A 26,542-nucleotide genomic window follows, 5' to 3' on the forward strand; every position below is an offset into this window, starting at 1 on the left:
CGAAGAGCGTCCGGCTGCGCTTGCGTCGAGCCGGCGCTCTAGCCAGGCTCTACTGGACGTCCTTGTTGCGGAACGCCGCCTCGCCGGCAGCAGACACTTCGTCCCATTTCCTGTCCGGCGCGGTGTCGGCGTCGTAGTTGTCGCTCCAGTTCCACCATTTGTAGGTCGGGGTCTGCGGATAGCCTTCGGGCGAGTCCTCCCAGACCTCCTGGCGGCCGAGCGGCGTGGCGTCGAGGTAGCTCCAGACGGTGCCCATCGCCTCGTCGCCGCGGTTGTTGATCAGATAGGTGCGGAAGATGCGGTCCCCGTCGCGGATGAAGACGTTGTGGCCGTGCCATTCGTCGACGCCGAAGTCTTTGTCGAAGCTGTCGGTGATGGTGTACCAGGGCATTGCCCAGCCCATCCGCTTCTTCAGCCGCGCAATGTCGGCCTGCGGCGCGCGCGAGGCGTAGGCCAGCGTGGTGTCGCGGGCGTTGAGATGGGCGAGGTTGGAGACCTGGTCGGCGCCCAGCGAGCAGCCGCGGCAGGCGTGATCGGGCCAACCATACACACCCGGCTCGAAGAAGGCGCGGTAGACGATCAGCTGGCGGCGGCCCTCGAACAGGTCGAGCAGGCTCGCCTTTCCGTTGGGTCCTTCGAACGTGTAATCCCTCTCGACGGCCATCCACGGCATGCGCCGGCGCTCGGCGGCCAACGCATCCTTGGCGCGGAGCGTCGCCTTCTCCTTTACGAGCAACTGCTGGCGCGCCGCCTCCCATGCTTGCTGGGAAACGATCGGCGGTGTGTGCATTTGCTTGGTCATGGCTTTTGCCTCGCTGTTCCGGTTTGATGTGACGCGACTGACATAGCGCCGGACAGCGGGATGGTGAGAGTTACAAGTGTGGCGGGATTCGCCGTGGCGGGATTTTTTTGATGGATTCGCTGATCACGGCCGCGGGGCTGTTGCTGGCGACGGGTGACCCGCTCGGCGCGCTCGACCGCGTGGCGTTGCGCGAGGACGCGCCGGCGCTGGCGCTGCGCGGCATCGCCATGGCGCAGCTCGGCGATCTCGACCGGGCCAGGGCTCTGCTGCGGCGGGCGGGGCGCACCTTCGGGCCGAGGGAAGCGGTGGCGCGCGCCAGATGCGTCATCGCCGAAGCCGAGATCGCGCTGGTTTCGCGCGACCTCGGCTGGCCGGCCAAGGCGCTCGACGCGGCGCGGGCGACGCTGGAAAAGCAAGGCGACCGGCTGAACGCCGCGCATGCGCGGCACCTGGAAGTGCGATTCCTGTTGCTGATCGGCCGTCTCGACGAGGCCGAGCAGGTGCTGGCCGGGCTCGATGCGACGCCGTTTCCGCCGGTTTCGCGGGCCGCGCACGAGCTGGTCGTCGCCGGCATCGCCATGCGGCGCCTCAGGACGAAGACCGCGCGCGCGGCACTCGAGCGGGCCCGCCACGCCGCATGGCGGGCCGGCATTCCCGGACTGATGGCCGAGGTCGACAGCGCGTTCCGGGTGCTGGCAACGCCGGCGGCGCGGCTGATCGCGAACGGCCAGGAGCATCCGCTGCTGCTCGAGGAAGTCGAGACCTTGCAGGCATCGGAAGCGCTGGTGGTCGACGGTCTTCGTTATGCCGTGCGCAGACAGGAGGCGCGGGCCTCTCTGGCGACGCGCCCGGTGCTGTTTGCGCTGGCGCGCGCGTTGGCCGAGGCCTGGCCCGGTGACATGCCGCGTGCGGCGCTCATCGCCAGGGCCTTCGGCGGCAGGCACGCCGATGAATCGCATCGCGCCCGGCTGCGGGTCGAGATCGGCCGGCTGCGCGCCGAGCTGCGCGGGCTGGCCGACATCCAGGCGACGAAGCGCGGTTTTTCGCTGGCGCCGGAACGGGGCGGCGAAGTGGTGGTGCTGGCGCGGCCTCTCGAGGAGCGGCATGCGGCAGTGCTCGCCTTCCTCGCCGACGGCGAAGCCTGGTCGAGCTCGGCACTGGCGCTGGCGCTCGCATCCAGCCAGCGCAGCGTGCAGCGCGCGCTGGAGCAGCTTGCCGAGACCGGCAAGGTGCAATGGTTCGGCCACGGCCGGGCGCGCCGCTGGATGACGCCGCCGGTGGCGGGTTTCACGACCACCTTGTTACTCCCGGCGCCGTTGCCGAACGGCTAGGAATGGATCACACGATCAAGGGTGAGGATGAAGACATGAAACATGCGGCGGCCGAAATCCTGCGTGAATACGGCCCCTTTGCGGGCGTGGACAGCGTGCATGGGGTGAGCTTCGATGGGCAGAACGTCTGGTTTGCCTCGGGCAAGGGGCTCACCGCCTTCGACCCGGAGAGCGGGCAGGCGGTGCGCTCGATCGATGTCGCCGCGCATGCCGGGACGGCCTATGATGGCCAGTACCTCTACCAGCTCGCCAAGGACCGGATCCAGAAGATCGATCCCGGCACCGGCGCGGTGCTGTCCACCATTCCGGCGCCCGGCGGCGGCGGCGATTCCGGCCTCACCTGGGCCGAGGGCACGTTGTGGGTGGGGCAGAACCGCCAGCGCAAGATCCACCAGATCGATCCCGAGACCGGGGCGGTCCTGCGCGTCATCGAATCCAACCGCTTCGTCACCGGCGTGACCTGGGTCGATGGCGAGTTGTGGCACGGCACCTGGGAAGGCGATCAGAGCGACCTGCGGCGCGTCGATCCCGAGACCGGAGAGGTGCTGGAACGGCTCGACATGCCGCCCGGCAAGGGCGTGTCGGGGCTCGAATCCGACGGCGGCGACCGCTTCTTCTGCGGCGGCGGCCCGGGCGGCGTGGTGAGGACCGTGCGCCGACCGAAATGAGGGCTAATCTTCGCGGTGAGCTCAAATGCCAACGAAAGCGACAAGAGCATCGTCTGTGTCGATCACACATTCGGCAATTTGTCCGCCGCCGGCTGGCCGTTGCCCGATGCCGGGCCTAGATAGGCTGGACCATCTTCGCAGAGGACCAGACCATGCCTGAACAGATTTCGTTGAACGACGGCTCGACCATTCCCCGGCTCGGCCTTGGCGTGTGGCAAGTCGATCCCGCTATCACCGCCAAGGTGGTGGGTTGGGGGATCAAGGCCGGCTACAGGCTGATCGACACCGCCGAAGGCTACCAGAACGAGAAGGGCGTCGGGGAGGCGATCCGGGGCGCGGGCGTGCCGAGGGGCGAGCTGTTCATCACCTCGAAGCTGCGCAACGGCGCGCACCAGCGCGATGCCGCATTGCGCGCCTTCGAGGATACGATGGACAAGCTCGGTATCGAACAGATCGACCTGTTCCTCATCCACTGGCCGGTGCCCAGCCAGGACAAATATGTCGAGGCCTGGCAGACATTGGTCGAGCTGCAGAAAGCCGGCCGGATCAAATCGGTCGGCGTGTCGAATTTCAACCGGGATCACCTGGAGCGCATCATCGGCGAAACCGGCGTCACGCCAGCCGTCAACCAGATCGAGCTGCATCCGCGTTTCCAGCAGCGCGAGATCAGGGAGTTCCATGCCCGGCACAACATCCACACCGAAAGCTGGAGCCCGCTCGGCAGCGGCAGGCTGCTCAGCGACGCGACCATAGCAGGCATCGCCGCAAAGCACGGCAAGTCCGCGGCGCAGACGATGATCCGCTGGCATCTCCAGGAAGGGCTGATCGTCATCCCGAAATCGGTCCACCAGGACCGCATATCGGCCAATTTCGACGTCTTCGATTTCGAACTGGACGCGCAGGACCTGAAGGCCATCCGCGGCATGGATTCAGCCGATGGCCGCGTCGGGCCGAACCCTGCGACGGCGGCGTTCTTGTTTTGAGGCCACCAACGTTTTTACTCTACGGCGCCCCCCTCTGTCCTGCCGGACATCTCCCCCACGAGGGGGGAGATCGGCTGTCGTGAATGCTTTCGCCAATTTTCAACTTTGAAAAATGTGGCGCTGGAGCCAAAGCTGCCAATCTCCCCCCTTGTGGGGGAGATGCCCGGCAGGGCAGAGGGGGGCGCTGTCCCGCCAGCCTGTCAGGGCGCGTCTGCCAAACCAGCCGCGATAACGATATGCTGGCAGACATTGTCTATGTCGCGGATGACATCGTCATTCCAGAAGCGCAAGACGATCCAGCCATCCTGTTCCAAGCGTTTGGTTCTGGCCTCGTCAGCATTGGCAAGACCCGGGTCGCCATGTTGTGAACCGTCGACCTCTGCAATCAGCTTTTTCTCCGGGCAGGCGAAGTCTACGATGTAGCCGGCGATGGGGAATTGCCTGCGAAAGCCAGGCCCATCAGCCTATGCGCACGCAGCTCGTTCCAGAGCTTTAGTTCGGCATCGGTCATGATCCTGCGCATCGATTTCGCGTTAGCGCGGTGTCTTGGGGGCAAGGGTGTGTGTGGCATGGTGTGAGAGGCTTGATGCTGAAGTTGGTCACCAACGTTTTTACTCTACGGCGCCACCCTCTGTCCTGCCGGACATCTCCCCCACAAGGGGGGAGATTGGCAGCTTTGGCTCCGGCGCTACATTCTTCAACGTTGAAGATTGGCGAAAGCATTCGCGACAGCCGATCTCCCCCCTTGTGGGGGAGATGCCCGGCAGGGCAGAGGGGGGCTGTCCCGCCGGCGTCTCAGGAGATCAGCAGCTTCAGTGCCTCAAATCCCCGAGCCGTCCAGCTGCTGGGCGTCGTCGCCTTCCCAGGGCGAGGGCATGGAGGCGCGGGCGAGGTTGGCCGAGGGCATCGGCATCCAGCATTTCAGCTCGGGCTCGGCATATTCGACGATGCGGCCGGGCGAGGAGTCCGACGCGCGCCAGCCTTCTTCGCCGAACTGGTCGCCATCCGACCAATAGGCGAGGTCGACTTCCGCCGGCCCCTGCTCGGACGGCCGGACCGTGACGAGGATCCGGCTGCCGTCCTTGGGCGCGCTTGACATGTGGCGCCAGCGGTCGGGCTCATCCATCGCTCATCCTCCTCGAGATACATTGCCATGCTTCGAGAGGGATAGTCGCCTCGCGTCCGGAAGCGGTCAACCCGGACTTTTCGCAAAACCGGTCCTTGCGGTCGCGACCGCATTGTCGGATTCGATCGGCGCTATCCGTCCTTGGCGTGCATGCCGAACAAGGAGCGAGGCGATGGCGAGTGACAAGGTCGGGCCGAAACCGCACGGGGCGGACGCGGAGATGAAACTGTTCTTCAGCCGCAACCCCAATCCGCGCCTGGGACTCGCGGTGGCCCGTCACCTCGGGGCGAAGGTCGCGTTCGAATTCGCTTCGCCTATGGCGCCGGGGCAGGCGGAGCGGTTCCGCCCGCTCAATCCCAATCTTTCCCTGCCCTTGCTGGCCTGGCCTGGAGGGAGCCTCTGGGAAGCGGACGCCATAGCCTGCCGGCTTTCGCGCGACATGGGTTCGGATTTCTGGCGCGCGGGCGACGACGAACCCGAGATGATCCGTTGGCTGAGCTGGGGCAAGGAAGAGTTCGTCAGGGCCTGTGACATCGTGCATTTCGAGCGCGGCACCAAGCAGCGCTATGGCATCGGTCCGATCGACGCGGAAAAGGTCGCGGAGGGACTGGAACAGTTCCACAGGACGGCGCTGATCCTCGAGGCGGCACTTGGCCGGCGGCCATGGCTGGCCGGGACTTCGGTTTCCTATGCCGATTTCCGCATGGCGACGTTCCTGCCCTTCAACGACGCCGCCCGCTTGCCGCTCGGCGACTATCCCGAGATCGAGCGCTGGTATCGCCGGCTCGAAGAGATCGAGGCCTGGCGCGATCCGTTCCAGGGGCTGGACGCGCCCGCATTGGCGCCGGTCCCCGGACGGTGATGCCCGCGTGTGAGACGACGCGGGAGCGGCCGACCAGGCTTCAGGATTTGATTCGCGATTCCGCTTCAACTGCTTGTTTTCACGTGCATCCGAAACGATTGCGCGCTTGTCATGCGATCGTTCAGCCGGTCCGAGGTTCGCATCAGGCAGGCAGCATTCGCACAACTGTGCGCAACGCCCAACCGGCGGCCATCGGCGCTCGACGCTTTGCAATCGGATTGATAAGTCCCTCTGCGAAGGAGCGGCTGAGTCTGACATGACCGTTGCGATCGAGATGGGACAGACGACCGCCGGCGCGCCGGCGGCGCTGGACCTTGAGGAACTGCTGGCGACGCGGCTTTTGGTGCAGGGCAATTCGGGCTCCGGCAAATCTCATTTGTTGCGCCGGCTGCTGGAGCAGAGCGCGCCCTGGGTGCAGCAGACCATCATCGACCCCGAAGGCGACTTCGTGTCGCTGGGCGAACGCTTCGGCCATCTGGTGATCGATGCCGAGGAACATACCGAGCGCGGGTTGCAGAGCGCCGGCGAGCGGGCGCGCATCCACCGCGTCTCCACGGTGCTCAATCTCGAAGGGCTCGACGCCGAGAACCAGATGCGGCGCGCCGCCGCCTTCCTCGGCGGGCTGTTCGAGGTGGCGCGCGACCATTGGTATCCCATGCTGGTGGTGGTGGACGAGGCGCAGCTTTTCGCGCCGGCGGTGGCCGGCGAGGTTTCCGACGAAGCGAGAAAGCTTTCGCTCGGCGCCATGACCAATCTGATGTGCCGCGGGCGCAAGCGCGGGCTTGCCGGCATCATCGCCACGCAGCGCCTTGCCAAGCTTGCCAAGAATGTCGCGGCGGAGGCTTCCAATTTCCTCATGGGCCGCACCTTCCTCGACATCGACATGGCGCGCGCGGCCGATCTGCTTGGCATGGAGCGGCGGCAGGCGGAGGCCTTTCGCGACCTGGAACGCGGATACTTCATGGCGCTGGGCCCGGCGCTGTCGCGCCGTCCGCTCGGCCTGCGCATCGGGCCGACGGATACGAGCCCGCGCAACGGTACGCCGCGGCTGATGCCGCTGCCGGAAGCGGCATTGGAGGACGCCCGCGCGATCATCCTGGCGGCACCGCCGCCGGAGGCCGTGCGGCCGCAGCGGCGGGTGACATCGCCGGACCTGCTCGACCAGCTGATGGCGGCGAAGTCCGCGGCGCTGGAGATCCGCCCCGAACCGGCCGAGCCGGCGCCCAGCGCCGAGGACCTGGCGGAGCGGCGCGAGCGGATGGACCGCATCCTGCGCGCCATATTGGCGGAGCCCGACGCGGGCTTCCGCGTCATCGGCGTGCTCTACCAGGAGTTCGTGGTGCGCTGCCGCATCGAGGGGCTGGCGTCGGTCGTGCCCGATCTGCAGGAGTTCCGCCGCATGCTGACGCGCGCCCGCGCCGGCGTGGGTTCCGATATGGCCGAGGACGATGCGTGGCGCGACGTCTCCGTGCGCGCCTCGCTGCTGCCCGAGGACATGCAGGGCGTGTTCATGATGATCGCCCGCGCGGCAAAGGAAGGCTGGCCCTGCCCGAGCGACGCCGCGATCGCCCGCGCCTATGGCTCGCACTCCATGCGCCGCGCCCGGCGCCTGCTCACCTACATCGAGGAGCAGGGCCTGATCGTGTGCCAGCTCGACGGCACCGGCCGGCGCACCGTGACGCTGGTGGAACTCGCCTGGGCGACGGCGCCGGGCGACCCCAATGCGGCGCCGGGCGATCCCAATGCCGAGGAGGCGGAGCAGGGCAGCCTGGCGCTGTGATCAATGCATGCGCGCGGCACGGTTGCGGTTTTCCACTGGAACATAACGAGAACATGTGATACTCTATCGCATCGGTGAGTCTTGCGCGGTACGGTCGAGGGCGATGGGAAAAATTTCACAGATTCGTGGGTCGAAATTGCCTGCCGTCTTGCGCTCGGCGGCTGATGCATTGCGAGCGGCGCGCGCGGAGCTGTCGAAGGCTCGCCTGCTGGCGCGCGCATGGTGCGAGACGATCGATGAATGCGACCGCGAAACCTATGCAGTTTCGCTGACCCGGCGCGCGCTGGAGGCCTTGTCGGCGGCCCTCGGCATTTCTCCGGCGATCTGCCCCTCGCTCGCCTTCGAAACGGAAGCGCTGGACGAGCCGGCCTCCGCGCTTGCGTACAGCATCGGAGAGACCGCCGCGCGGCTGCCGATCCTCGAAGCGCTGCATCTCGTCACCAGCCTCTATCCGCTCCTGCTGCCGACCAGGGAGCGCGGTGAGCGCGGTGCCTTCTACACGCCGCCGGCGCTGGTCAACCGCCTGCTCGACCAGGCCGAGGAAGAGGGCCTGGACTGGCGCAGCGCGCGGGTTCTCGATCCCGCCGCCGGCGGTGGGACGTTTCTGTTTCATGCCGCGCACCGCATGATCGCCGCGCTCGGCGATTGCGAGCCCGCCTTCGCGCTCAGCCATGTCGGCACCAGGCTTGCCGGTTTCGAGCTCGATCCTCTCGCGGCGCGGCTGGCGCAAGGCGCCCTGGAGATCGCGCTCGCCGATATTGCGACCAGGACCGGGCGCGCCGCCCCGGCCATGGTGACGGCCTGCGACACGCTTGAAGCCGATCCGGAACCCGTCTTCGATCTCGTCGTCGGCAATCCGCCCTATGGGCGGGTCTCGCTGCCGTCGCAATTGCGCGAGCGCTATGCGCGCGGCCTCTACGGGCACGCCAATCTCTACGGCGTTTTCACCGATGCCGCGTTGCGCTGGACCAAGCCTGGCGGCCTCATCGCCTTCCTGACGCCGACAAGCTTTCTCGGCGGCCAATACTACTCGGCGCTGCGCAGCCTTCTGGCCAAGGAGGCGCCGCCCGTCGCGATCGACTTCGTGCATGCGCGGCGCGGCGTTTTCGAGGATGTGTTGCAAGAGACGCTGCTTGCCGTCTACGTCAACGGCGCCGAGCCGCGGCGCGCGCAGATCCACTACCTGACCGTCGCCTCCGAGACCGAGGCCGGGATTGCCCGCAACGGCACGATTGGCTTGCCATCCGACCGCGCCATGCCCTGGCTTGCGCCGCGCACGCCGGAGCACAGCCGGCTCATCGCCCGGGCCGAGACGATGACGCATCGCCTTGCCGACTGGGGCTATGGGGTCTCGACCGGCCCGCTGGTCTGGAACCGCTTCAAGGGTCAATTGCGCGATCGCGCCGGCGGCAAGGGGGTGCATCCGTTGATCTGGGCCGAAGCCGTGACCGCCGACGGCCAGTTCGCCTATCGCGCGCGCAAGAAGAACCACGCTCCCTACTTCAAGCTGGAGGCCGGCGACGGCTGGCTGCTTGTCGAGGCGCCCTGCATCCTCGTCCAGCGCACCACCGCCAAGGAACAGGCCCGGCGCCTGATTGCCGCCGAACTTCGCCAGGAATTCATCGATGCGCATGGCGGCGTCGTCGTCGAAAACCATCTCAACATGGTCCGCGCGACCGGCAGCACGAAGGTGCCGGCGGCGGTCGTGGCGGCGCTTTTGAACAGCCGTGTCGTCGACGATCTTTTCCGCTGCATCAGCGGCAGCGTCGCCGTTTCCGCCTTCGAGCTCGAAGCGCTGCCACTGCCGTCGCCCAGGAGCATCCAGGCATTGGAAAGGCTGGTCATGGCCGGTGCACCGCGCGACAGGATCGAGGCGGAATGCAGCCGCCTCTACGGTGAGCCTGCATGACGGCACGGCCGCCCTATGCGACGCGCGATCTTGTCGCCGGGCGCCTGCCGCTGATCTTTCCGGAGGGCACGCCGAACCGCATCTATTGCATCCGCGAACTTGCCGCCAGCACCGTGTTCGCCGCTCTCTACATCGGCGCCGTCGAGGGTTCGGGGCGATTCCTGGGCCCTGTCCATGTTTATCGCATGACCCGCGAGCAGGCGGCGCTGGCGGACGATGCAGATCGGGATGCCTACGCCGCAACTGTCCTGCGCAAGAACGGCGCCGTCGCGGGATCACGCTGGTACGCGGACAATACGCGCGAGCCCATCCGCGACGAGACGCTGCGGGACGGGCTGGTGGCGATCGGCGCGGTGCTGCGTCGCGAGGATCTGCCGACGACTTCAGGCCAGCCCCGCTATGCGCTGAGGGCGGCATTTGCAGCCCTGTTCGACCCGGCGCTGGAAGGCGAGGCGCTGGAAACCGCCATCGCGGACTTCCAGGAAACGCATCTCAGCAAGGGCGCGCTGGCCCGCGTGACCATCATGCGCGCCGGCGCTGTCGCCAACACCGCCGGCATCCGCGTCACGTTTCCGAACGGCGACACCAGGCTTTTGGCGCCGGGACCGAGTTCGGTCATCGCGCAAGCCGTCATCGAGGTGTTCGCCAAACGGTTTCTCGCCGCCCCTGCCATGTTGTGGCTGAGCGAGAGCGGCAACAAGGTGGTCCTGCGCGACGACGCCATCGCCAGTGCGATCGGCCTCAAGATCGAGGCCGACAGGAACTTGCCCGACATCATCCTCGCCGATCTCGGCCGCAAGGAGCCGTTGATCCTGTTCGTGGAAGTGGTGGCGACCGATGGCGCGATCACGGATCGCCGGCGCGATGCCCTCCATGCTGTCACGGACGCGGCCGGTTTCGACCGAAAACAGATCGCGTTCCTGACCGCCTATCAGGATCGCCAGTCCGCCGGCTTCAAGAAGACCGTCGCGCAGCTTGCCTGGGGCTCGTTCGCCTGGTTCGTCGCCGAACCCGGCCAACTCCTCGTGCTTCATGACGGCGCGGCCGACGGGCGTCCATTCGGCAGCTTGCCTTGGACAGTGATGTAATAACGCTTCCCCAGCGTCACTAGGACAGCCGGTCGATACACGGATTATCCGGTGTTGCGCTCCGTTGGCGGCCTAGCCTGCTATGTTTAATGTTGGAGTTATTGTATAGGAATAAGGTCTGGCGAATAGCACTTCGTTTGTTGGGAACGAGTAGCATTTCGTTTGATGGCGAGGGGAGCGCCAAACGATGAAGTTCAACTTCGATGGACCTCCGGTGGATGAATCCGAGGCTGACATCCCGCTCGCCTGCCAGCGCCAATTGTTGCCTCTCGTGGGCGAAATCGTCGAGGCGGCTGTCGCGGCCGGCTGGGACAAGGATGATGTGCTTCTGGCTTTTGTGGAACTCGCGTGGGATCTTTACGAAAAAGGTCGCGGGGACCCGCAATAGACGGCCGTGAACGACTGGCTCCGCGCCGCGCCGTTGCGTGCCACTGATGCCGAACAACGCTGTCGAACCACAGGGCCGACACAGCCTCGCATGTGAACTCTTCCTTCGTGACCGATGCGTTGCCGGCTTACGCCCGGGCCGACGAATCCCGAAGCGAAGATCCGTCAAGGCTCTTCGCTATTGACAGATATGCTGCTGAACTTCCTTCGACGGTCAGTTCTTCTTTCTTATCTCGAATAAATAATTTTCTTTGCGCGTGGAAGTTCTTTTCAATTCGAGGCGTGTGCGTTACGTTGATTCCGGGTCAGGGGAAGGGGATACCAAGCGGCGGTAAGCCGGCTGAGGCAACACGTATGAAACATGCGGGCGAGGCTCGGGAAAGCGGCGATTCCCAGGGCGTCGATCAAGAGCGGACAGCTCGATACGTCCTGGATATCATTCCGGAAAGTGCTGGTCCCAGAAGAGCCACCGCCCGCGGAAGCGTCATCTATTCCGTCCGCAGTCCGGGATCGCAGAAATTCCTGGCCAGGGAGCATTCCACGGGGATTGTGCTGAGGCCGGCACGCAAGCTGAGAGCCTCGCTCGGCAGTGACAGGATCACGCAGTACGATGCGCCGGTCGGCTGTCTCGTCGTCAATCCGGCGGGCGTCGACAGCACGCTGGCCTGGTCGCAGACCAGGGAGAACGCCGTCGTTTCGATCTCTCCCGAAGCGCTGTCCGAGCTGGCGGCCCATGAGTTCGACCTCCCGGACGTCAAGCTCGAGCCGCCCGCGTTCGGCACGGTTGACCTGAGGGCGCTCAACATAGCCCAGATGATCACTGCCGAACTGACCGACGGGCTGCCGCCGAACGAGCTCTATCTGGACTCGCTGCTGACGGTGTTCGGGGTGCATCTGCTGCGCGGTTATACGGGTCGCAAGAGGCAGGCCGCGTCGCCCAAAGGCGGGCTCTCCGCCGTTGGCGCCCGACGCGTGCGAGAGTATCTCGACCAGAACTTCGTGCGGAAAGTCATGGTCGCCGAGCTCGCGTCGGTCGCGGGGGTGTCATCAAATCATTTCATAGCAAGGTTCGCCGGGACATTCGGCATGCCGCCGCATCGGTATCTGATCAACTTGCGTCTCGACCTCGCGGAAAAGCTGCTGGCCGGCGGAGAGTTGCCGATTGCCGAAGTCGCCTACCTTGCCGGATTTTCGGATCAGAGCCACCTGGCCGCGACCATGAAGAGATACAGGGGAAGAACGCCAGGCAGACTGGTGACGCTTTCCGCAGGAATTGAAAGCCCGACCATGGCAAAGTAGCAACAGCTGCCGGCCAGCGAGCCAAGACCGGAATTTCCTACAAGGCTTCCGGAGTTTTTCAAAATACGTCCGTCACCACCAGTGCCCCAAGCTTTGCTGGAGTCATTTGGAATGCCATTCGGTTCGCGCATTGCTTGCCATCCGGCCGGATCGATCACATGAGCGGGGCTGGCGATGCGGGCCCGCTTCGATCAATCACGAATTGTTTTTCGGGGGAACGGGGAGGGAGGCCTCGGGTTGAAGTTCATCTTGGAAATATCGGGAGGCCGAAAAATGCCGGGCGCTGATGGTCCCCCCGGATCGGTTTCCGGAGCCAATTCGGCCCGGCAGCCGCTGCTCAACGTGAAGGGCGGGCTTTCCGCCCGCAGTGCGCGCAAGGTGCAGGAGTTCCTGAACGAGAACTTCTCGCGCAAGCTGGCGCTTGCCGAAATGGCCGCCGTCTGCGGATTTTCATCGTACCACTTCGTGCGCGCCTTCTCCAGGACGTTCGGCATGCCGCCGCATCAATATGTTCTCGATCTCAGGCTGGACTTCGCGGAAAGACTTCTTGCCGACAGCCGCATGACCATCGCCGACATCGCCCATCTGAGCGGGTTTTCGAGCCAGAGCCACTTCACCACCATGATGAAGAAATACCGGCAGATGACGCCGATGCAGGCACGGGCGGCCAAGTTTAACGCAAAGATTAGATGAAGCCGCGCTCTCGTCATTATTTGATTACTTGATTTTAAAGCAGTTGCTAAGGTAACGAGCCGTTAACCTCCGCGTATATGCTCGTATCTTTTCTCACGAGACAGCAATTTCGTGAAATACCGCGAAGGGGAATCATGTCTTCCTGCTGTGGAGTGGAAGTGTCAGACATTTCGTGCCGGCCAGCGGAGAGGGAACCATGACCGACAATCATATTTCGGGCGGCCATATTTCGGGCGGCTCGCTCCTTGTTCAGCGCCGTGCGGCGCATTTCGCCAGTCACTGGATCGCGAATGGCGATCCTCGGTCCCGCTCGGCCCGGCGCCGCTTGATGGCGGTCCTGCGCATGGCGCATCGTGCGCTGGGCATGGGGCGCAAGCGCTTGGGGCTGGGAACGCTGGGCGTCGGCGGGGCGCTCGGGACAGCCGTGACGCTGGGCGCCTTCGCGATCGGCATGGCCGCGACGCCGGCTCAGGCGCAATATCAGGCCGGCGGCGGTTCGGCGACCGCTCCCGAGGCCATCGCGGTCGGAAACGGCTCAAACGCCAGCCTTAACTGGGCCATAGCGCTCGGCTTCCAGGCCCAATCGACGGCGCAATACGGCGTCGCCATTGGTCGCACCGCGTCGGCCACGGGCACCGGCGGCGCAGTGGCGATCGGCTCCGGTACGATTTCAAACAATATCAACACGGTAGCGATTGGCGTCGCCGCGGGTGCCACTGGTGCCGGGGCCAGCGCGCTGGGCACCAACGCCCAAGCTTCGGGAGGGAACTCCACCGCAGTCGGTGTCAGCGCCACGGCCAGCAACAACTATGCGTTCGCCGCTGGCTACGGATCCGTAGCAAGCGGGCTGCGCAGCACTGCGATTGGGCAGTTCGCAGGGGCGTCCGGGCTGGATGCTGTTGCACAAGGCACCAGCACCGTTGCGAACAGCCAAAATGCCGTCGCCGTCGGCTTCCAGTCGACCGCAACCGCGATAAACGCCGTCTATCTCGGCTCGCGCACCGCTGCCGGGACGGGAGCCTTGGCCCAGAGCGCCATTGCTATCGGTACGGACGTGACGGCGTCTCAGGTCGACACCACCGCAATCGGACGCCAAAGCAAGGCAACGGGAACGGGCGCCACGGCGATGGGTAAGAACGCCAGCGCCTGGGGCAACCAGTCCATTGCATTCGGTGTGGGCGCGCAGGCAGGCGTGCAGGCCGACACGGCCGTGCCCAACAGCATCGCCATCGGCACCAGCGCGCTTGCGAATAAGAACAACGCGATGGCGCTCGGCACGCTGGCCAATGCCACGGAGGACGGTGCCATCGCCATGGGCTCCTCTACCAACGCGACAGCCACGCAGGCCGTGGCGCTTGGCGTTTCCGTCAACGCCACTGGCGCCGGCGCCACCGTGGTGGGCAGCGCAGGCTCCACTGCGTCCGGCGCCTACTCCATTGTGGTAGGCGCCACCAGTACCGCGAGCGGAGCCAATTCCATCGCCATCGGCCCCTCGACCAACGCGACGGCGGCTAACACCATCGCCTTGGGCGCCAGCGCCAAGGCGGATTCCGCCGAAGCGGTCGCCATGGGCACCAATGCGGTGGCGACCGGCGGCAAAGCCGTCTCCATCGGCTCCGGCAACACCGCCTATGGCGACGGCGCGGTGTCGATCGGCGATCCGAGCTATGCCAGCGGCACCGGCGCCTTCACCGGCGGCGCCAACAACATCGCCAACAGCGACGGCACGGCGACCGCCACCGCGGCCAACATGGCCAACGGCGCCGTCGCGATCGGCAACAGCAACAAGGCGATCGGGCAAGGTTCCGTGGCGCTGGGCAACGGCTCGACGGCGGGCGCGGCCGGCCTCGCCGGAAATGTCGCGCTCGGCGATGGCGCGACGGCGGCGGCAAGCTCCGGCGACGTGGCGCTCGGCTCGGGCTCGGTGACCACCACGGCGGTCGGCACGGCCAGCGGGGTGGTCAACGGCACCACCTACGCCTTCCAGGGCACCAACCCGACCTCGACGGTCAGCATCGGCGCGGCCGGCGCGGAACGCACCATCACCAACCTGGCGGCTGGGCGGATCAGCGCGCTCTCGACCGACGCCATCAACGGCTCGCAGCTCTTCGCCACCAACCAGGCGGTCGATGCCATCGGCGCCGTCGTCAACAACATCAATGTCGGCGGCGGCATCAAGTATTTCCATGCCAACTCGACGCTGGCGGATTCGCAGGCGCTGGGAGCCGATTCCGTCGCTGTCGGCCCGAATGCGGTCGCCAACAATGCCGGCGATGTCGCGATCGGCCTGAATTCGACGTCGGGCGCCACGACCAATGTCGGCGGCACGACGATCGGCGGCGTCAACTATACCTTCGCCGGCGGCACGCCGGCGGGCGCCTTCTCGGTCGGCTCGGCCGGCGCCGAGCGCCAGATCCAGAACGTCGCGGCCGGACAGTTGAACGGCGGTTCGACCGATGCCGTCAACGGCTCGCAGCTCTTCGCCACCAACCAGCAGGTGACCCAGAACACGACCGACATTGCCAATATCGGCGCTGGCGTGACCAATCTCGGCAACACGATCAACAACATCACCGGCGACACCTCGACCGTCTTCACCGACGCCAATGGCGAAGGCATCCGCTATGCCCGCACCAACGAGTTCGGGCTGGCGCAGACCGATTCCTTCGCCCAAGGCGTCGGTTCCACGGCGGTCGGCTACAATGCGACCGCGACCGGCGTCAGCGCGCTGGCGCTCGGCCGCGACAGCAATGCCAGCATCGACGGCGGCGTGGCCCTCGGCTCGGGTTCGCTCTCCGATCGCCCGATCGCTCCGGCTACCGGGCAACTGCCCGCCGGCCCGTCCAACTTCATCGAGTACAACACAACCGACAAGGCGCTGCTCGGCGCCGTTTCGGTCGGCAACGCCACCTCCTACCGGCAGATCACCAATGTCGCCGACGGCACGCAGGACCAGGACGCGGTGACGGTGCGCCAGCTCGCGGGCGCCATCGCCGCCGTGTCGGCCACCTCGACCAAGTATTTCCATGCCAATTCGGTGGCGGCCGACTCACTGGCGGTTGGCGCGGAATCGGTCGCGGTCGGTCCGACCACGGTCGTCAACGGCGATAACGGCATCGGCATCGGTAACGGCGCCATCGTCGACCAGACGGCGCCCGGCGGAACCGCCATCGGTCAGAACGCCCATGTGATGCTGGCGGACGGCCTTGCCTTCGGCACCAATTCGCTCGCCTCCGGCATCCAGTCGGTGGCGCTCGGCGCCGGCGCCCAAAGCACCTTCATCAACAGCGTGGCGCTGGGCGCGCAGTCCATCACCTCGGTCGGCGCGCAGGCCGGCTACGCGGCCTTTGCCCTGACCGCTCCGCAGACCTCGGTGGGCGAGGTGTCGATCGGCGACGCCGGAGCTGAACGCAAGCTCACCAATGTCGCGGCGGGCTCGGCCGACACCGACGGCGTCAACGTCTCGCAGCTGCGCGGCGTGTCGCAAAACGTGACCAACCTGTTCGGCGGCACCACCACGCTCAACCCCGACGGCTCGATCACCGGGCCGACCTACACCGTCCAGGGCAACACCTACACGACCGTCTATGACGGGCTCACGGCGGTCGACAATGCCTTGACCACCATCAGCAACGGCGGCGGCATCAAGTACTTCCACGCCAATTCGTCGCTGGCCGACAGTATCGCCGGCGGCACCGACGCCGTGGCGATCGGACCCGAAAGCGTGGCGAGCGGCAACGACAGCCTGGCCGCCGGCCATGGCTCTACGGCTACCGGGGCGGGCGCGGTCGCGCTCGGCCAGGGCGCGCAGGCCAACAACGCCAACGATGTGGCGCTCGGCTCCGGCTCGGTGACGCAGACCGCCGTCGGCACCTCCAGCACCGTCATCAACGGCAAGACCTATGCCTTTGCCGGCACGACGCCGACCGGAACAGTCAGCGTCGGCGATGCCGGCGCGGAGAGGACGATCACCAATGTCGCTGCCGGACGGATCGCCGCCGACAGCACCGACGCGATCAACGGTTCGCAGCTCTTCGCCTCCAACCAGGCGATCGAGGCCCTGCAAACCGGCGTCGGAAATCTCAACCAGAATGCGGTGACGTATGACACGCAGGGCGGCGCCAAGACGAACACCATCACGCTGCAAGGCGGCGACGTCAACGCGCCGGTCGTCATCTCCAATGTCGGACCTGGCGTCGCCGGCACCGACGCGGTCAATGTCAACCAGCTGACCAAAGGCCTGGACACCGCCATCAGCACATCCAACAGCTATACTGACAAGGTGGCGGCCACGACCCTGCAACAGGCCAACGACTATACCGACCAGAAACTCGGCCAGCTGAATTCGGACATCAGCGGCATCCGCGACGAAGCCCGGCAAGCGGCGGCAATCGGCCTCGCCGCAGCCTCGCTGCGCTACGACGACCGTCCCGGAAAGCTGAGCGTCGCGGCGGGCGGCGGCTTCTGGCGGGACGCCAGCGCCTTTGCCTTCGGCGCGGGCTACACCAGCGAGGACGGCCGTATCCGCGGCAACGTCTCGGGCACGGCGGCGGGCGGAAATGTCGGTGTCGGCGCCGGCCTGAGCTTCACGTTGAACTGAGGCGGGAATGAACGGGGCAACCAGCCGTCATGCCCGGCTTTTCCTCCTGACCTGCCTGGCGCTTGCCGGCGGCCTGTCCTTGGCCGCCGCGCAAGCGACCGCGCCCTACAGGATCAAACCGTCCGACGTGGTGGTGCCGCCGGAGGTGAAACTGGGCCAATACCAGCGCACCATCCGGCCCTTCGAGAACTGGACGCTGATCTGCGACGAGAACCTCAAGGCGCGCAAGAAGGTCTGCAATGTCTCGCAGGTGATCGAGGACGGGGCCGGCAGGATGGCCTTCAGCTGGTCGCTCGCCGCTACGCAGGACGGCAAGCCCTACATGATCCTGCGCACCGCGCCGAACGCCAAAAGCGACGGGCTGGTGTCGCTGAAGTTCGACGGGCGCGACCCGATCGACGTCCACTTGAATGGCTGCAACGAAGTGGTCTGCGTCGGCATGCTGCCGGTGGGGCCCGTCATGCGCCAGCAGATAGTGCAAAAAGCGACGCCGGCCATCTCCTACCCGACCGTCGATGGCCAGACGATTACCGTGACCGCAACGCTCAAGGGGCTGTCCGAGGCCCTTGCGCCAATCAAATAACCGAGGCAGCACCGTGAGCCAGCAAGACCCGTTCATCTCCCCAGCGCGCGGCCCGAGCGTGGAGCCGGACCGCAAGAGGATCGTCGAGCCCGATCGCAAGAGGGGCGCCGAGCCGCAGCGGCGGTGGCCGCGCGTGCTCGGCTTCTCGCTGCTGGGGCTGGCCATGATCGGCATCGGCTTCGCTGCGGCGAACTATGCCGCGATCGCCGGTCTCGTCGGCACCCCGACGGCGGCGCAGGCCGGGACGGCGCCGCCCGCATTGCCGGACTCGCCTTTCCTCGAACATGTCAAACAGGCCGGCGTGCAGGCCTGCTCGACAATCTTTCCCGTGCTCGGACAGGTGCTGACGACGGGCTCGAAATACAGCGTCAAATCCTTGTGGAACGACCAGGCCGCCGACAAGCACGCCGTGCAGGCCCTCGTCGGCATGGAGTATGCGACGGAAAAATACAGCGGACCGGCCGCCGGCGTGGTTTTCGCATCGCCCACCACTTCCGGCTGCGAAGGCGCGATGGTGCGGGTGGCGCCGTTCGCCAGCCCGTGTTCGGAGATCCCGTCCGTTCTTCCGCAAGGCAGCAAGATCACCGACCATCTCGGCCAGGTAGAAGTGTATGAGCTGGGCGGCAATTCGGGCGAAGCGCTTCTGCTGCCGACCGGCAATAGCTGCGTGGTGATTTCCATCGCGTCGGCGTCGAAGTGAGACCCGGGATAGGCGAATGGGCGAGGGCTCCTGGAAAGGATTGCAGACCATGATATCGCGACATCTGGCAGTTTTGTGCATGGCCCTGCTGTGGAGCGGGCAGGTTGTCTCGGCCGACCTTGTGGCGCCGCCGGAGCCTGAGCCGAAGGAGGAAAAGGGCATCTGGGGGGCGATCGCCTATTCCAGCATCGATACCAAGCACGGCTTCTTCTGGGGCGCCGACAAGCGCCAGGAGGCGAAGGACGCCGCGATGAAATATTGCGAGAACGCCGGCGGCAAGGGCTGCACTGTTGTCACGGTGTTCCGCAATCATCGCCATTGGACAGACGACGACGAGACGGGCTTTCCCTACAAGCGCTGCGGTGCCCTAGCTGTGGCTAAGGAGAAGCAGAGCGACCGGCTGACGCCGTGGGGCGCGAACTCCGCCGAGACCCGCAAAGACGCGGAAGATCTCGCTCTGCATGCCTGCGAGGCGGCGGGAACCGAATGCAAGGTCCGCGAGTGGGTCTGTACCTGAAGCGCGCCGCGCTCACACGGCGCGCTTTGGAATTGCTTTTGCACGCTGCGTGAGGCAGATGACCATGCCCGCGGCCCCGAAAATCCCATCCGGTTTTCGGGGCCATGCGCGTGAACCCCGAAAGAGAAAGTCGCCATCGTTGTTTGACAGATTTGTTCTTCTGAAGGCGGCCGCAATCTGCGCGGCGGCGCTGCCCGCATCGAGTGCCTGTGCGCAACAACAGCAGGCGGCCACGCTTCCAAACGGCGCGTCGTCGCTCCAGGAGACCTATCAGGACTGGAGCCTGGCCTGCACCATCCAGGACAATGCACGCGCCTGCTCGGTTTCGCAGGACCAGACGCAGAAGAACGGCCAGAGGCTGCTGGCTGTGGAGCTGCGCGCGGGACCGAAGGGTGGATTGACCGGAACCCTGCTTCTGCCGTTCGGCATCCTGTTCGACCCAGGCGTGACGATCCAGATCGACGACCAGCCGCCCCTCGGCCAGTTGCGGTTCCGCACCTGCCTGCCGAACGGATGCGTGGCGCAGTTTCCGATCGACCGCGCGCTGGCGCAGAAGCTGAAGGCGGGCGGCGTATTGACGCTCAACGTCATCACCGACGCCGAGACCAAGCTCAACTTCCCCGTCTCCCTGAAAGGCCTCGGCGCCGCCCTCGACCGCGTCGCGGCGCTGAGCGGGCGCTGAGGAGGGACGAAGTCGGTTTTACTCCAGCTCGCGCGGCCTTTGGGCCGCAGCGCCGGAGCCCCACAAGGCGCGCCTGAGCAGGTTCCGTCCGCCCTTGCGCGGGACAAGATTGATATCGCTGACAAGCTTTGCGCCGCCCTCGCGCCGCTCCAATGTGATCTTGCGGCTGTGGAAGGCTTCCAGCTCGGCGCGATGCGCGACGCTTATGATGGTCACCTTCGGTAATTCATGGATGACCGTCTCCATCATCTTGTCCTGGCTCTTCTCATCGAGCGCAGACGTCGCTTCGTCCAGAACGACGATATCGGGATGATGCAGCAGGAGGCGCGCGAAGGCGAGCCGCTGCTTTTCGCCACCCGACAGGGTCTGGTCCCAGGGCGCGTCTTCCTCGATCCGGTCCTTGAGATAATCGAGCCCCACCTTGTCGAGGGCGGCGTTGATCTTCTCCAGCGTCCAGTTGTCGGCGGCGGCCGGATAGGCGACCGCGCGGCGCAGCGTTCCGGAGGGGATGTAGGGACGTTGCGGCAACATGAACAGCCGCCTGCCGGGGTGGAAGTCGACGCTGCCGCCACCCCACGGCCAAAGGCCTGCGACGGCCCGCACCAGCGTGCTCTTGCCCGAACCGGATTCGCCGGCCACCAGCACCCGCTCGCCAGGCTCGATCTCGACCTCGGTTTCCTTGACCACGCCGGTGCCGTCGTCGAGCGACACCGAGAGATTGTCCAGGCTGAGCATCGCACCGTCTTCGGTTTCGCCGTGCCTGATGCGGCCCAGCGCGTCGCTGCGTTCGGCGCGCTCCAGCCCGTCAAGCGACATCATCAGCGAGGCAATACGCCGTGCCGAGGCGTTCCAGTCGGCGAGGCGGGGATAGTTGTCGACCAGCCATCCGAACGCGGCCTGCACGATGGTGAAGGCTGAGGCAGCCTGCATGATCTGTCCAAGTGTCATGCTGCCTTCGAGAAATTTTGGCGCGCAAAGCAAGATCGGCACGACCGGTGCAAACAGGCTCGACCCCTGCGACACCAGCGCCGTGCGCATGTGCTGGCCTGTCAGCAGCGCCCATTGCCGGAGCACCGTGCCGAACGTCTTGTCGATGCCGCTGCGCTCCTCCTCCTCGCCGCCGAGCAAGGCGATGCTCTCGCCGTTTTCGCGCACGCGCGTCAGCGTGTAGCGGAAATCGGCTTCCGCCTGGTTCTTCTGCTCGGAGAGCCGCACGAAATGGCGGCCGATGACCACCATCGAAGTGGAGGTGATGGCGGCGTAGATCACCGCGGTCACGACCAGGAAGCCGGGAATGGTGACGCTCCAGCTTCCGATCGGCAAAGTCAGCGCCCCGCCGATCGTCCACAGCACCACGATGAAAGTGGAGGCCGACAAAAACGCGTTGATCACGCCGGAGATGAAATCGACGGGCGATTCCGTGGCGATCCGCAAATCCTCCGCGATGCGTGCCTCGGGGTTCGTGTGGTCGCCGCCCACGAGGTTCAGCTGATAGTAGCGGCCGCTTGCGAGCCAGCGCGCGATGATGGCAGTGGTCGACCAGGAACGCCAGCGGCGCTGGATCGTCATGCGAAGGTAGACTTGCGCGACGACAAGGCTTGCGCTTCCAACCACGAGCGGCGGGAACACGGCGCTGAGCACATAGACGGTGTGGGCGTTGCGCTGCTCGATGGCGTCGAAGATCGAGCGGTTCCAGATGTTGATCCCATACTGGAAGCCGACATTGATGCATATCAGCATCAACAGCCCGATCGTGAACGGCCAGGCCAGCTTGTCGCCGCGCGTGCTCCAGTAGCCGCGCGCGCTGATCCAGAAGCGCCTCAGCAGGTATCGCTTGCGCGCCTGCTCGGCCTCCTGCGGCGTCAGCTCCGGACCGGGTTCGATGGCCCCGGGCGGCGGCGCAGCCTCGCCCACGACCTCGGACGCAACTTCGACTGTCGAGGCCTTCTCCTGGTGCGACTTCTCTGCCTTGCGCCGCCTGGCGCCGTCGACCGTTTTCGGCATGAGTTCAGCCTCGGATGTAACGGCGACAACGGCCTAAAAATCAAAAAGTTTCACCAGGCCCGCTCCAGACGGCGCCATGGGTCTCCCCGTGCTCCCCTGCTCGACCCGCGATGCCGCCAGCCGCCGCTGGACAATCGCCAGCCGGCGGGCCCGTTTAGCGACGGTCTCCTCGCAGCCGGAACGAGACCGTGTGCTTGGAACCAATGATGGGCGAGACTGTTTAGCCATGAACTTCGATGCGACGCCGACGTCCCGGCCCGGTCGGGTGAGCAGCGACCTTGAGGAGCCCCTTGTCATGAAGATTTCGTCTAGATTTCGTTCAGTCGCCATCGCCGTCATCACTGCCGCGGGCGTTGGCTTTGCCAGTGTCGCGCACGCCGACACCGGAACGATCCGCTTCTCCATCTACAAGGCGGCCTTCTTCATCGGCGGCGCCGGAGGCGAGGGCACGCTGACCTTCCATGGACGCCGGTATCCGATCTCGGTCGGCGGCATTTCGGGCGGCCTCGCCTTCGGTGCCTCCAAGACCTATTTCCGGGGCACCGTGCGCCATATCAAGCGCGCCCGGGACGTGACGGGCGTGTACGGCGCGGCGGGCGGCGGCGGCGCGCTCGGCAAAGGCGCGCAGGTGATCGTCATGACCAACGACAAGGGCGCCCAGCTCGAGCTCACGGGCAGGCAGGTAGGGCTACAAGTCAACGCCGATCTCAGCGGCATGAGCATCACGGTGAAGTGAGGGCGGTCACTGCGTCGGCGGTGTTTCGAGGGATGAGCCGGCGGCCCCTCCCTACCGCTCCTCCACGATCCGCAGATAGGCCGCCGTCACGAACAGCACGATCAAGCCGAACAGGATCCTTCTTGCCCCCTCCGGCATCTGCAAAATCGTCAGCAGCGTCGTCAGCACGGTCAGGATCAAGGCACCGATGATGGTGCCGGTATAGCCGCCGCGGCCGCCGAAGATGGAGGTGCCGCCGATGACGGCGGCGGCCACGGAGGGCAGCACCAGCGGTTCGGCGAGGGACAGGGAAGGGGCCTTGATCAAGCCGATATAGAGCAAGCCGGTGATGCCGGCGAGCAGGCTGGATAGGACGTAGAGCGCGGTGATGACCTGCCAGTAGCGCACGCCGGAAAGGCGGGTCGCGCGCTCATTGTCGCCGACGGCGTAGAGCAGGCGGCCGAAACCGGTGCGGTTGAGGCCGAAGACGATCAGCACCGCGACGGGGACGAACAGAAGCAGCGCGTTGGGAAACCCTGCGGTCACGCCGGTGCCGAGCCAGGCGAGGAAATCGGGGATCTTGGCGCCCGAGGCGATCACCGTGCGTTGATAGACCTGCAGGAAGCCGGTGCCGATCAGGCTGGTGCCCAGCGTCATGATCAGCGGATGGACGCGGAAGACGCCGACGCCGATGCCGTTGACGAGGCCGATCAGCACCGCCGGCATCATCGCCAGGAGGAAGGCCACGGCTGGGTCCTGGTTGACGGCTTGCGTAGCCATGATGAAGGCGCTCATCGTCGCCACCGTGCCGACAGAGAGATCGATGCCGCCGGTCAGCATGGTCATGGTCTGGCAGCCGGCAAGGATCGCCAAGGGAATGGCGAATTTGATGGTGTTGGCGATCCAGCGCTCGTTGACGATGCCGGGGCGCAGGATCTGCAAAATCACAACCAGGATGACCAGCAGGATGACCAGCGGAATCAGCGGCCGGTCGGCCATGAAGCGTTTGACACGGCGGCCGAAGGGGACGGGTTGGGGCGTGATTGCTGACGTGCTCATGGGGTGGCTCTTGTCTGCAAATGTAGCGCCCTACGGCGGCCCCCTCTGTCCTGCCGGACATCTCCCCCTCTAGGGGGGAGATCGGATGGGGTGACGGCTTTCGCAAATTGTCGGCGTTGCAAGAATGAGCGAGACGCCGAAGCTGCCAATCTCCCCCTTTGAGGGGGAGATGTCCGGCAGGACAGAGGGGGGCGCCGTAGAGCGCTATGCGCCAATTCATTCTCCCTCATCATTGCCGACCCCGCATCGTAATGAAAGCCCCGAACATCACCACGGCGACCATGATCAGGCCCTCGATGATGGCGGTGACGTTGGGGTCGATGGCAAGCAGGGTGAGGTCGGTGCGCACCAGGCGCAGCACGAAGACGGCGACGATGGGGCCGAGCAGGCCGCCCTTGCCGCCGCCCAGCGCCACGCCGCCCAGCACCACGGCCGCGACGCTGGCGAGCAGATAGGGGCCGGGAATAGGAGCGCCGATGCCGGTGCTCATGGTCAGCGCCAGGCCGCCCATGGCCGCGAACAGGCCCGACAACGCATAGGCGATGATGCGGGTGCGCTTGACCGGCACGCCGCTGCGGAACGCCGCCAGCTCGCTCGAGCCGATGGCGTAGATGGACAGGCCGAGGCGCGAGCGCCTCAGCGGTATCCAGACGATGCAGAGGCAGATGATCAGCACCAGCAGAGCCTTCGGCAGCCAGGCGTCGATGTTCTGCGGCAGGCTGGGTATCGGGACCGTGCCTGAAATCATCGCCTTCAGCCATTCGGCGGCGGCGCCGCCCGGCGCGCCGAGCACCAGAAGAGCCGCCCCTTGCAACACGAACAGCATGGCGAGCGTCACCACGATGTCGGGGACACGGGTGGCGACAATGAGCAGGCCGTTGAGCGCGCCGAGCACAAAACCCATGGCCAGTACGAAAGGCACCACGAACAGCGCGTATTCTTCCGAGGCGCCGGCCATCATCGAGGCGGCGGTGACGCTGGTCAGCGCCATCATGGCGGCGACCGACAGGTCGATGCCGCCGGCGATGACGACGACGGTCTGCGCGGCCACGGCAAAGGCGTAGGGCAAGACGGCCCGCGCGAGCGAGCCGAAATCGCCGCTGCCATAGCCGGGCTGGATCAGCTTGGTGACGACGAACAGCACGACGAGGAGGGCGAACAGGCCGGCGACCCAGCCCTGGCGGCGCAGGAGATGGCTCATGGCGTCACCTCCGGTGCATCCGGGGTATTTGCTGTGGGGTCCGCCAAAATGCCGACATCGGCCTTGGCGCCGCGCGGCAGGCCGTAGGCGGCGCGCATCAGTGCCGGCTCGTCCGCCTCCTCGACCGGGAAGATATCGACGACGCGGCCGCCGAAGATGACGATGACGCGATCGCAGACGCGCTGCACCTCTTCGAGTTCCGAGGTGTAGAACAGCACCGACTTGCCGTGGCCGGCGAGCTCGCGCAGCAATTTGTAGATCTCCTGTTTGGTGCCGACATCGATGCCGCGCGTCGGGTCGAAGCACAGGATGGTGCGGGCGTCCGCCGCGATCCAGCGTGCGATGGTCACCTTCTGCTGGTTGCCGCCGGACAGGCGCTGCACCTCGCCTTGCGCGCGGGTGTCGATCTGGAGGCGCGCGATGGCGCTCGCCACCGTGGCGCTCTCCTTGCGCATGGCGATCGGCCCCCAGTTGCGCAAGGCGGCGCTGAAGGGCAGCGCGATGTTCTCGCGCACCGAGCGCTGCATGGCGAGGGCCTCGGAGCGGTCGCCCGGCACATAGGCGATGCCGGCGCGGATGGCGTCGATCGGATGGGTGAATTTCGCCGGATGGGCGTCGACCTCGATCGTGCCGCCGGACGGTTTGATCGAGCCGGCAAGGGCGGCGAACAATTCATCCTGGCCCTGGCCTTCGAGCGCGACGACGCCGGCGACCTCGCCGTCGGCGAGCTCGAAGGAGACGTCGTTGAGCTTGGTGCCGACGCGCAGATTGCGCACGGCGAGACGCGGGCGGGCAGGGACCGATGTGGCGGCCTGGCCGGCGGCGCGGGCGGCCACCTTGGTCTTCTCGATGCGGGCGCCGAGCATCAGCTCGACGATCTTTTCCTCCACGCCGGGCTCGATGTCGAGAACGCCGACGGTCGCACCGTCGCGCAGCACGGTGGCGCGGTCGCAGAGCGCCGAGATCTCGACGAAGCGGTGCGAGATGAAGATCACGGCGCGGCCGCTGTCGCCCTGGCGACGCACGACTTCCAGCACTTTTTCAGCGAGGTTGGCGGGGAGCGCCGCGGTCATCTCGTCGAGCAGCAGCACGTCGGGCTCGACGGCGAGCGCCCGCGCCAGGTCGAGCACGCGCAGCACCGCCAGTGGAATGTCGCGCGCGGTGTCGCGCAGGTCGAGGTCGGGAATGCCAAGTTCGCGCACCCAGGCACGGAACGGCTCGACGGGCGTGCCGGTGAGCCGCAGATTGGACAGTATGTCGAGATCGGGGATCAGCGACGGTTCCTGGTAGACCGGCAAAAGGCCAGCGCGGCGCGCGGCGGCGGGCGAGCGTATGTCGCGCGCCTCGCCACGGATCAGGACGCGCCCGGCCGAGGCAGGGACCGCGCCGGTCAGGATCTTCACCAGCGTCGACTTGCCGGCGCCATTGGCGCCCATCAGGGCATGCACCTCGCCCGGCAGGACGGACAGCGACGCGTCGCGCAGCGCGGCAACCGCACCGTAATTCTTGGCGACGCCGGAGGCGTCGAGGAGGGGTTTGGTGGTCAAATTGCT

General features: G+C 66.1%; 22 protein-coding genes and 1 pseudogene. 16 read left to right on the forward strand and 7 right to left on the reverse strand.

The window, feature by feature from the left end:
* Window positions 1-49: 49 nt before the first annotated feature.
* Entirely contained in the window at window positions 50-802 is a 753-nt protein-coding gene (locus tag FJ946_RS24800) for a DUF899 domain-containing protein (protein WP_140565289.1), read from the reverse strand.
* A 110-nt stretch (window positions 803-912) separates the two neighbouring features.
* Between FJ946_RS24800 and FJ946_RS24805 the strand changes: the two genes are divergently transcribed.
* The 3 genes from FJ946_RS24805 (at window position 913) to FJ946_RS24815 (ending at window position 3,784) form a co-directional block, all read left to right on the forward strand.
* On the forward strand, window positions 913-2,133 hold the full coding sequence (locus FJ946_RS24805) for a helix-turn-helix domain-containing protein (RefSeq protein WP_140565286.1): 1,221 nt from the start codon (window positions 913-915) through the stop codon (window positions 2,131-2,133).
* 35 nt (window positions 2,134-2,168) lie between these two features.
* Window positions 2,169-2,801, forward strand: a complete 633-nt coding sequence (locus FJ946_RS24810) for a PQQ-binding-like beta-propeller repeat protein (protein ID WP_140556448.1) — start codon at window positions 2,169-2,171, stop codon at window positions 2,799-2,801.
* A 152-nt stretch (window positions 2,802-2,953) separates the two neighbouring features.
* Entirely contained in the window at window positions 2,954-3,784 is an 831-nt protein-coding gene (locus FJ946_RS24815; RefSeq protein WP_140500104.1) for an aldo/keto reductase, read from the forward strand.
* Between the two features lie 200 nt (window positions 3,785-3,984).
* On the opposite strand, the pseudogene FJ946_RS24825 reads toward FJ946_RS24815, so the two are convergent.
* Window positions 3,985-4,355 (reverse strand): annotated as a pseudogene (locus tag FJ946_RS24825) (endonuclease domain-containing protein).
* A 249-nt stretch (window positions 4,356-4,604) separates the two neighbouring features.
* Window positions 4,605-4,910: a hypothetical protein gene (locus FJ946_RS24830; RefSeq protein WP_140500102.1), complete on the reverse strand. Its 306-nt coding sequence runs from the start codon at window positions 4,908-4,910 to the stop codon at window positions 4,605-4,607.
* Between the two features lie 220 nt (window positions 4,911-5,130).
* On the opposite strand from FJ946_RS24830, the gene FJ946_RS24835 reads away from it, so the two are divergent.
* From FJ946_RS24835 to FJ946_RS24890, 12 genes are all read left to right on the forward strand, one after another.
* Window positions 5,131-5,772, forward strand: a complete 642-nt coding sequence (locus FJ946_RS24835) for a glutathione S-transferase family protein (protein ID WP_140568083.1) — start codon at window positions 5,131-5,133, stop codon at window positions 5,770-5,772.
* Between the two features lie 256 nt (window positions 5,773-6,028).
* On the forward strand, window positions 6,029-7,552 hold the full coding sequence (locus FJ946_RS24840) for an ATP-binding protein (protein ID WP_140568079.1): 1,524 nt from the start codon (window positions 6,029-6,031) through the stop codon (window positions 7,550-7,552).
* Between the two features lie 136 nt (window positions 7,553-7,688).
* Window positions 7,689-9,461 carry an N-6 DNA methylase gene (locus FJ946_RS24845; protein WP_224684816.1) on the forward strand — a complete coding sequence of 591 codons (1,773 nt, stop codon included), beginning with the start codon at window positions 7,689-7,691 and terminating at the stop codon, window positions 9,459-9,461.
* Window positions 9,458-10,549 (forward strand): BsuBI/PstI family type II restriction endonuclease, encoded by a 1,092-nt coding sequence (locus FJ946_RS24850; protein ID WP_140568075.1) that lies wholly within the window; start codon window positions 9,458-9,460, stop codon window positions 10,547-10,549. Before FJ946_RS24845 ends, FJ946_RS24850 begins: the two co-directional genes overlap by 4 nt.
* Before the next feature lie 187 nt (window positions 10,550-10,736).
* Complete coding sequence (locus tag FJ946_RS24855; RefSeq protein WP_140500096.1) at window positions 10,737-10,937, forward strand: hypothetical protein; 201 nt, start codon at window positions 10,737-10,739, stop codon at window positions 10,935-10,937.
* A 107-nt stretch (window positions 10,938-11,044) separates the two neighbouring features.
* A complete protein-coding gene (locus FJ946_RS24860) occupies window positions 11,045-12,235 on the forward strand; it encodes an AraC family transcriptional regulator (protein ID WP_246673064.1) in 1,191 nt (396 codons plus the stop codon).
* Between the two features lie 273 nt (window positions 12,236-12,508).
* Window positions 12,509-12,928 carry an AraC family transcriptional regulator gene (locus FJ946_RS24865; RefSeq protein WP_224519119.1) on the forward strand — a complete coding sequence of 140 codons (420 nt, stop codon included), beginning with the start codon at window positions 12,509-12,511 and terminating at the stop codon, window positions 12,926-12,928.
* A gap of 196 nt (window positions 12,929-13,124) precedes the next feature.
* Window positions 13,125-17,528, forward strand: a complete 4,404-nt coding sequence (locus FJ946_RS24870; RefSeq protein WP_140568071.1) for a YadA-like family protein — start codon at window positions 13,125-13,127, stop codon at window positions 17,526-17,528.
* Between the two features lie 7 nt (window positions 17,529-17,535).
* Complete coding sequence (locus tag FJ946_RS24875) at window positions 17,536-18,111, forward strand: invasion associated locus B family protein (RefSeq protein WP_140558898.1); 576 nt, start codon at window positions 17,536-17,538, stop codon at window positions 18,109-18,111.
* A 13-nt stretch (window positions 18,112-18,124) separates the two neighbouring features.
* Window positions 18,125-18,811, forward strand: coding sequence for a hypothetical protein (locus tag FJ946_RS24880; protein WP_140568069.1), 687 nt, complete (start codon window positions 18,125-18,127; stop codon window positions 18,809-18,811).
* A 49-nt stretch (window positions 18,812-18,860) separates the two neighbouring features.
* Window positions 18,861-19,328 carry a DUF4189 domain-containing protein gene (locus FJ946_RS24885; protein ID WP_140547298.1) on the forward strand — a complete coding sequence of 156 codons (468 nt, stop codon included), beginning with the start codon at window positions 18,861-18,863 and terminating at the stop codon, window positions 19,326-19,328.
* Between the two features lie 58 nt (window positions 19,329-19,386).
* Window positions 19,387-20,010, forward strand: coding sequence for an invasion associated locus B family protein (locus FJ946_RS24890; protein WP_246673063.1), 624 nt, complete (start codon window positions 19,387-19,389; stop codon window positions 20,008-20,010).
* A gap of 18 nt (window positions 20,011-20,028) precedes the next feature.
* Here the strand turns inward: FJ946_RS24890 and FJ946_RS24895 are convergent, their stop codons facing one another.
* Window positions 20,029-22,014, reverse strand: coding sequence for an ABC transporter ATP-binding protein/permease (locus FJ946_RS24895; RefSeq protein WP_140568068.1), 1,986 nt, complete (start codon window positions 22,012-22,014; stop codon window positions 20,029-20,031).
* Between the two features lie 295 nt (window positions 22,015-22,309).
* On the opposite strand from FJ946_RS24895, the gene FJ946_RS24900 reads away from it, so the two are divergent.
* Window positions 22,310-22,750: a hypothetical protein gene (locus tag FJ946_RS24900; protein WP_140500175.1), complete on the forward strand. Its 441-nt coding sequence runs from the start codon at window positions 22,310-22,312 to the stop codon at window positions 22,748-22,750.
* A 51-nt stretch (window positions 22,751-22,801) separates the two neighbouring features.
* On the opposite strand, the gene FJ946_RS24905 is transcribed toward FJ946_RS24900, so the two are convergent.
* The 3 genes from FJ946_RS24905 to FJ946_RS24915 form a co-directional block, all read right to left on the reverse strand.
* Window positions 22,802-23,788 carry an ABC transporter permease gene (locus FJ946_RS24905; RefSeq protein WP_140516049.1) on the reverse strand — a complete coding sequence of 329 codons (987 nt, stop codon included), beginning with the start codon at window positions 23,786-23,788 and terminating at the stop codon, window positions 22,802-22,804.
* Between the two features lie 229 nt (window positions 23,789-24,017).
* Complete coding sequence (locus tag FJ946_RS24910; protein WP_140568066.1) at window positions 24,018-24,989, reverse strand: ABC transporter permease; 972 nt, start codon at window positions 24,987-24,989, stop codon at window positions 24,018-24,020.
* Window positions 24,986-26,536, reverse strand: coding sequence for a sugar ABC transporter ATP-binding protein (locus FJ946_RS24915; RefSeq protein ID WP_140568065.1), 1,551 nt, complete (start codon window positions 26,534-26,536; stop codon window positions 24,986-24,988). The genes FJ946_RS24910 and FJ946_RS24915 overlap by 4 nt, the downstream gene beginning before the upstream one ends.
* Between the last annotated feature and the right edge of the window lie 6 nt (window positions 26,537-26,542).

Origin of the sequence: Mesorhizobium sp. B2-4-7 (genome assembly GCF_006442685.1) — a bacterium.
GTDB lineage: Bacteria > Pseudomonadota > Alphaproteobacteria > Rhizobiales > Rhizobiaceae > Mesorhizobium.

What these genes read in the sequence shown, in the direction of transcription:
- FJ946_RS24800 (WP_140565289.1), bottom strand. Translation starts at nt 802, where the DNA reads ATGACCAAGCAAATGCACACACCGCCGATCGTTTCCCAGCAAGCATGG.
- FJ946_RS24805 (WP_140565286.1), top strand. Translation starts at nt 913, where the DNA reads ATGGATTCGCTGATCACGGCCGCGGGGCTGTTGCTGGCGACGGGTGAC.
- FJ946_RS24810 (WP_140556448.1), top strand. Translation starts at nt 2,169, where the DNA reads ATGAAACATGCGGCGGCCGAAATCCTGCGTGAATACGGCCCCTTTGCG.
- FJ946_RS24815 (WP_140500104.1), top strand. Translation starts at nt 2,954, where the DNA reads ATGCCTGAACAGATTTCGTTGAACGACGGCTCGACCATTCCCCGGCTC.
- FJ946_RS24830 (WP_140500102.1), bottom strand. Translation starts at nt 4,910, where the DNA reads ATGGATGAGCCCGACCGCTGGCGCCACATGTCAAGCGCGCCCAAGGAC.
- FJ946_RS24835 (WP_140568083.1), top strand. Translation starts at nt 5,131, where the DNA reads ATGAAACTGTTCTTCAGCCGCAACCCCAATCCGCGCCTGGGACTCGCG.
- FJ946_RS24840 (WP_140568079.1), top strand. Translation starts at nt 6,029, where the DNA reads ATGACCGTTGCGATCGAGATGGGACAGACGACCGCCGGCGCGCCGGCG.
- FJ946_RS24850 (WP_140568075.1), top strand. Translation starts at nt 9,458, where the DNA reads ATGACGGCACGGCCGCCCTATGCGACGCGCGATCTTGTCGCCGGGCGC.
- FJ946_RS24855 (WP_140500096.1), top strand. Translation starts at nt 10,737, where the DNA reads ATGAAGTTCAACTTCGATGGACCTCCGGTGGATGAATCCGAGGCTGAC.
- FJ946_RS24865 (WP_224519119.1), top strand. Translation starts at nt 12,509, where the DNA reads ATGCCGGGCGCTGATGGTCCCCCCGGATCGGTTTCCGGAGCCAATTCG.
- FJ946_RS24870 (WP_140568071.1), top strand. Translation starts at nt 13,125, where the DNA reads ATGACCGACAATCATATTTCGGGCGGCCATATTTCGGGCGGCTCGCTC.
- FJ946_RS24875 (WP_140558898.1), top strand. Translation starts at nt 17,536, where the DNA reads ATGAACGGGGCAACCAGCCGTCATGCCCGGCTTTTCCTCCTGACCTGC.
- FJ946_RS24885 (WP_140547298.1), top strand. Translation starts at nt 18,861, where the DNA reads ATGATATCGCGACATCTGGCAGTTTTGTGCATGGCCCTGCTGTGGAGC.
- FJ946_RS24890 (WP_246673063.1), top strand. Translation starts at nt 19,387, where the DNA reads ATGACCATGCCCGCGGCCCCGAAAATCCCATCCGGTTTTCGGGGCCAT.
- FJ946_RS24895 (WP_140568068.1), bottom strand. Translation starts at nt 22,014, where the DNA reads ATGCCGAAAACGGTCGACGGCGCCAGGCGGCGCAAGGCAGAGAAGTCG.
- FJ946_RS24900 (WP_140500175.1), top strand. Translation starts at nt 22,310, where the DNA reads ATGAAGATTTCGTCTAGATTTCGTTCAGTCGCCATCGCCGTCATCACT.
- FJ946_RS24905 (WP_140516049.1), bottom strand. Translation starts at nt 23,788, where the DNA reads ATGAGCACGTCAGCAATCACGCCCCAACCCGTCCCCTTCGGCCGCCGT.
- FJ946_RS24910 (WP_140568066.1), bottom strand. Translation starts at nt 24,989, where the DNA reads ATGAGCCATCTCCTGCGCCGCCAGGGCTGGGTCGCCGGCCTGTTCGCC.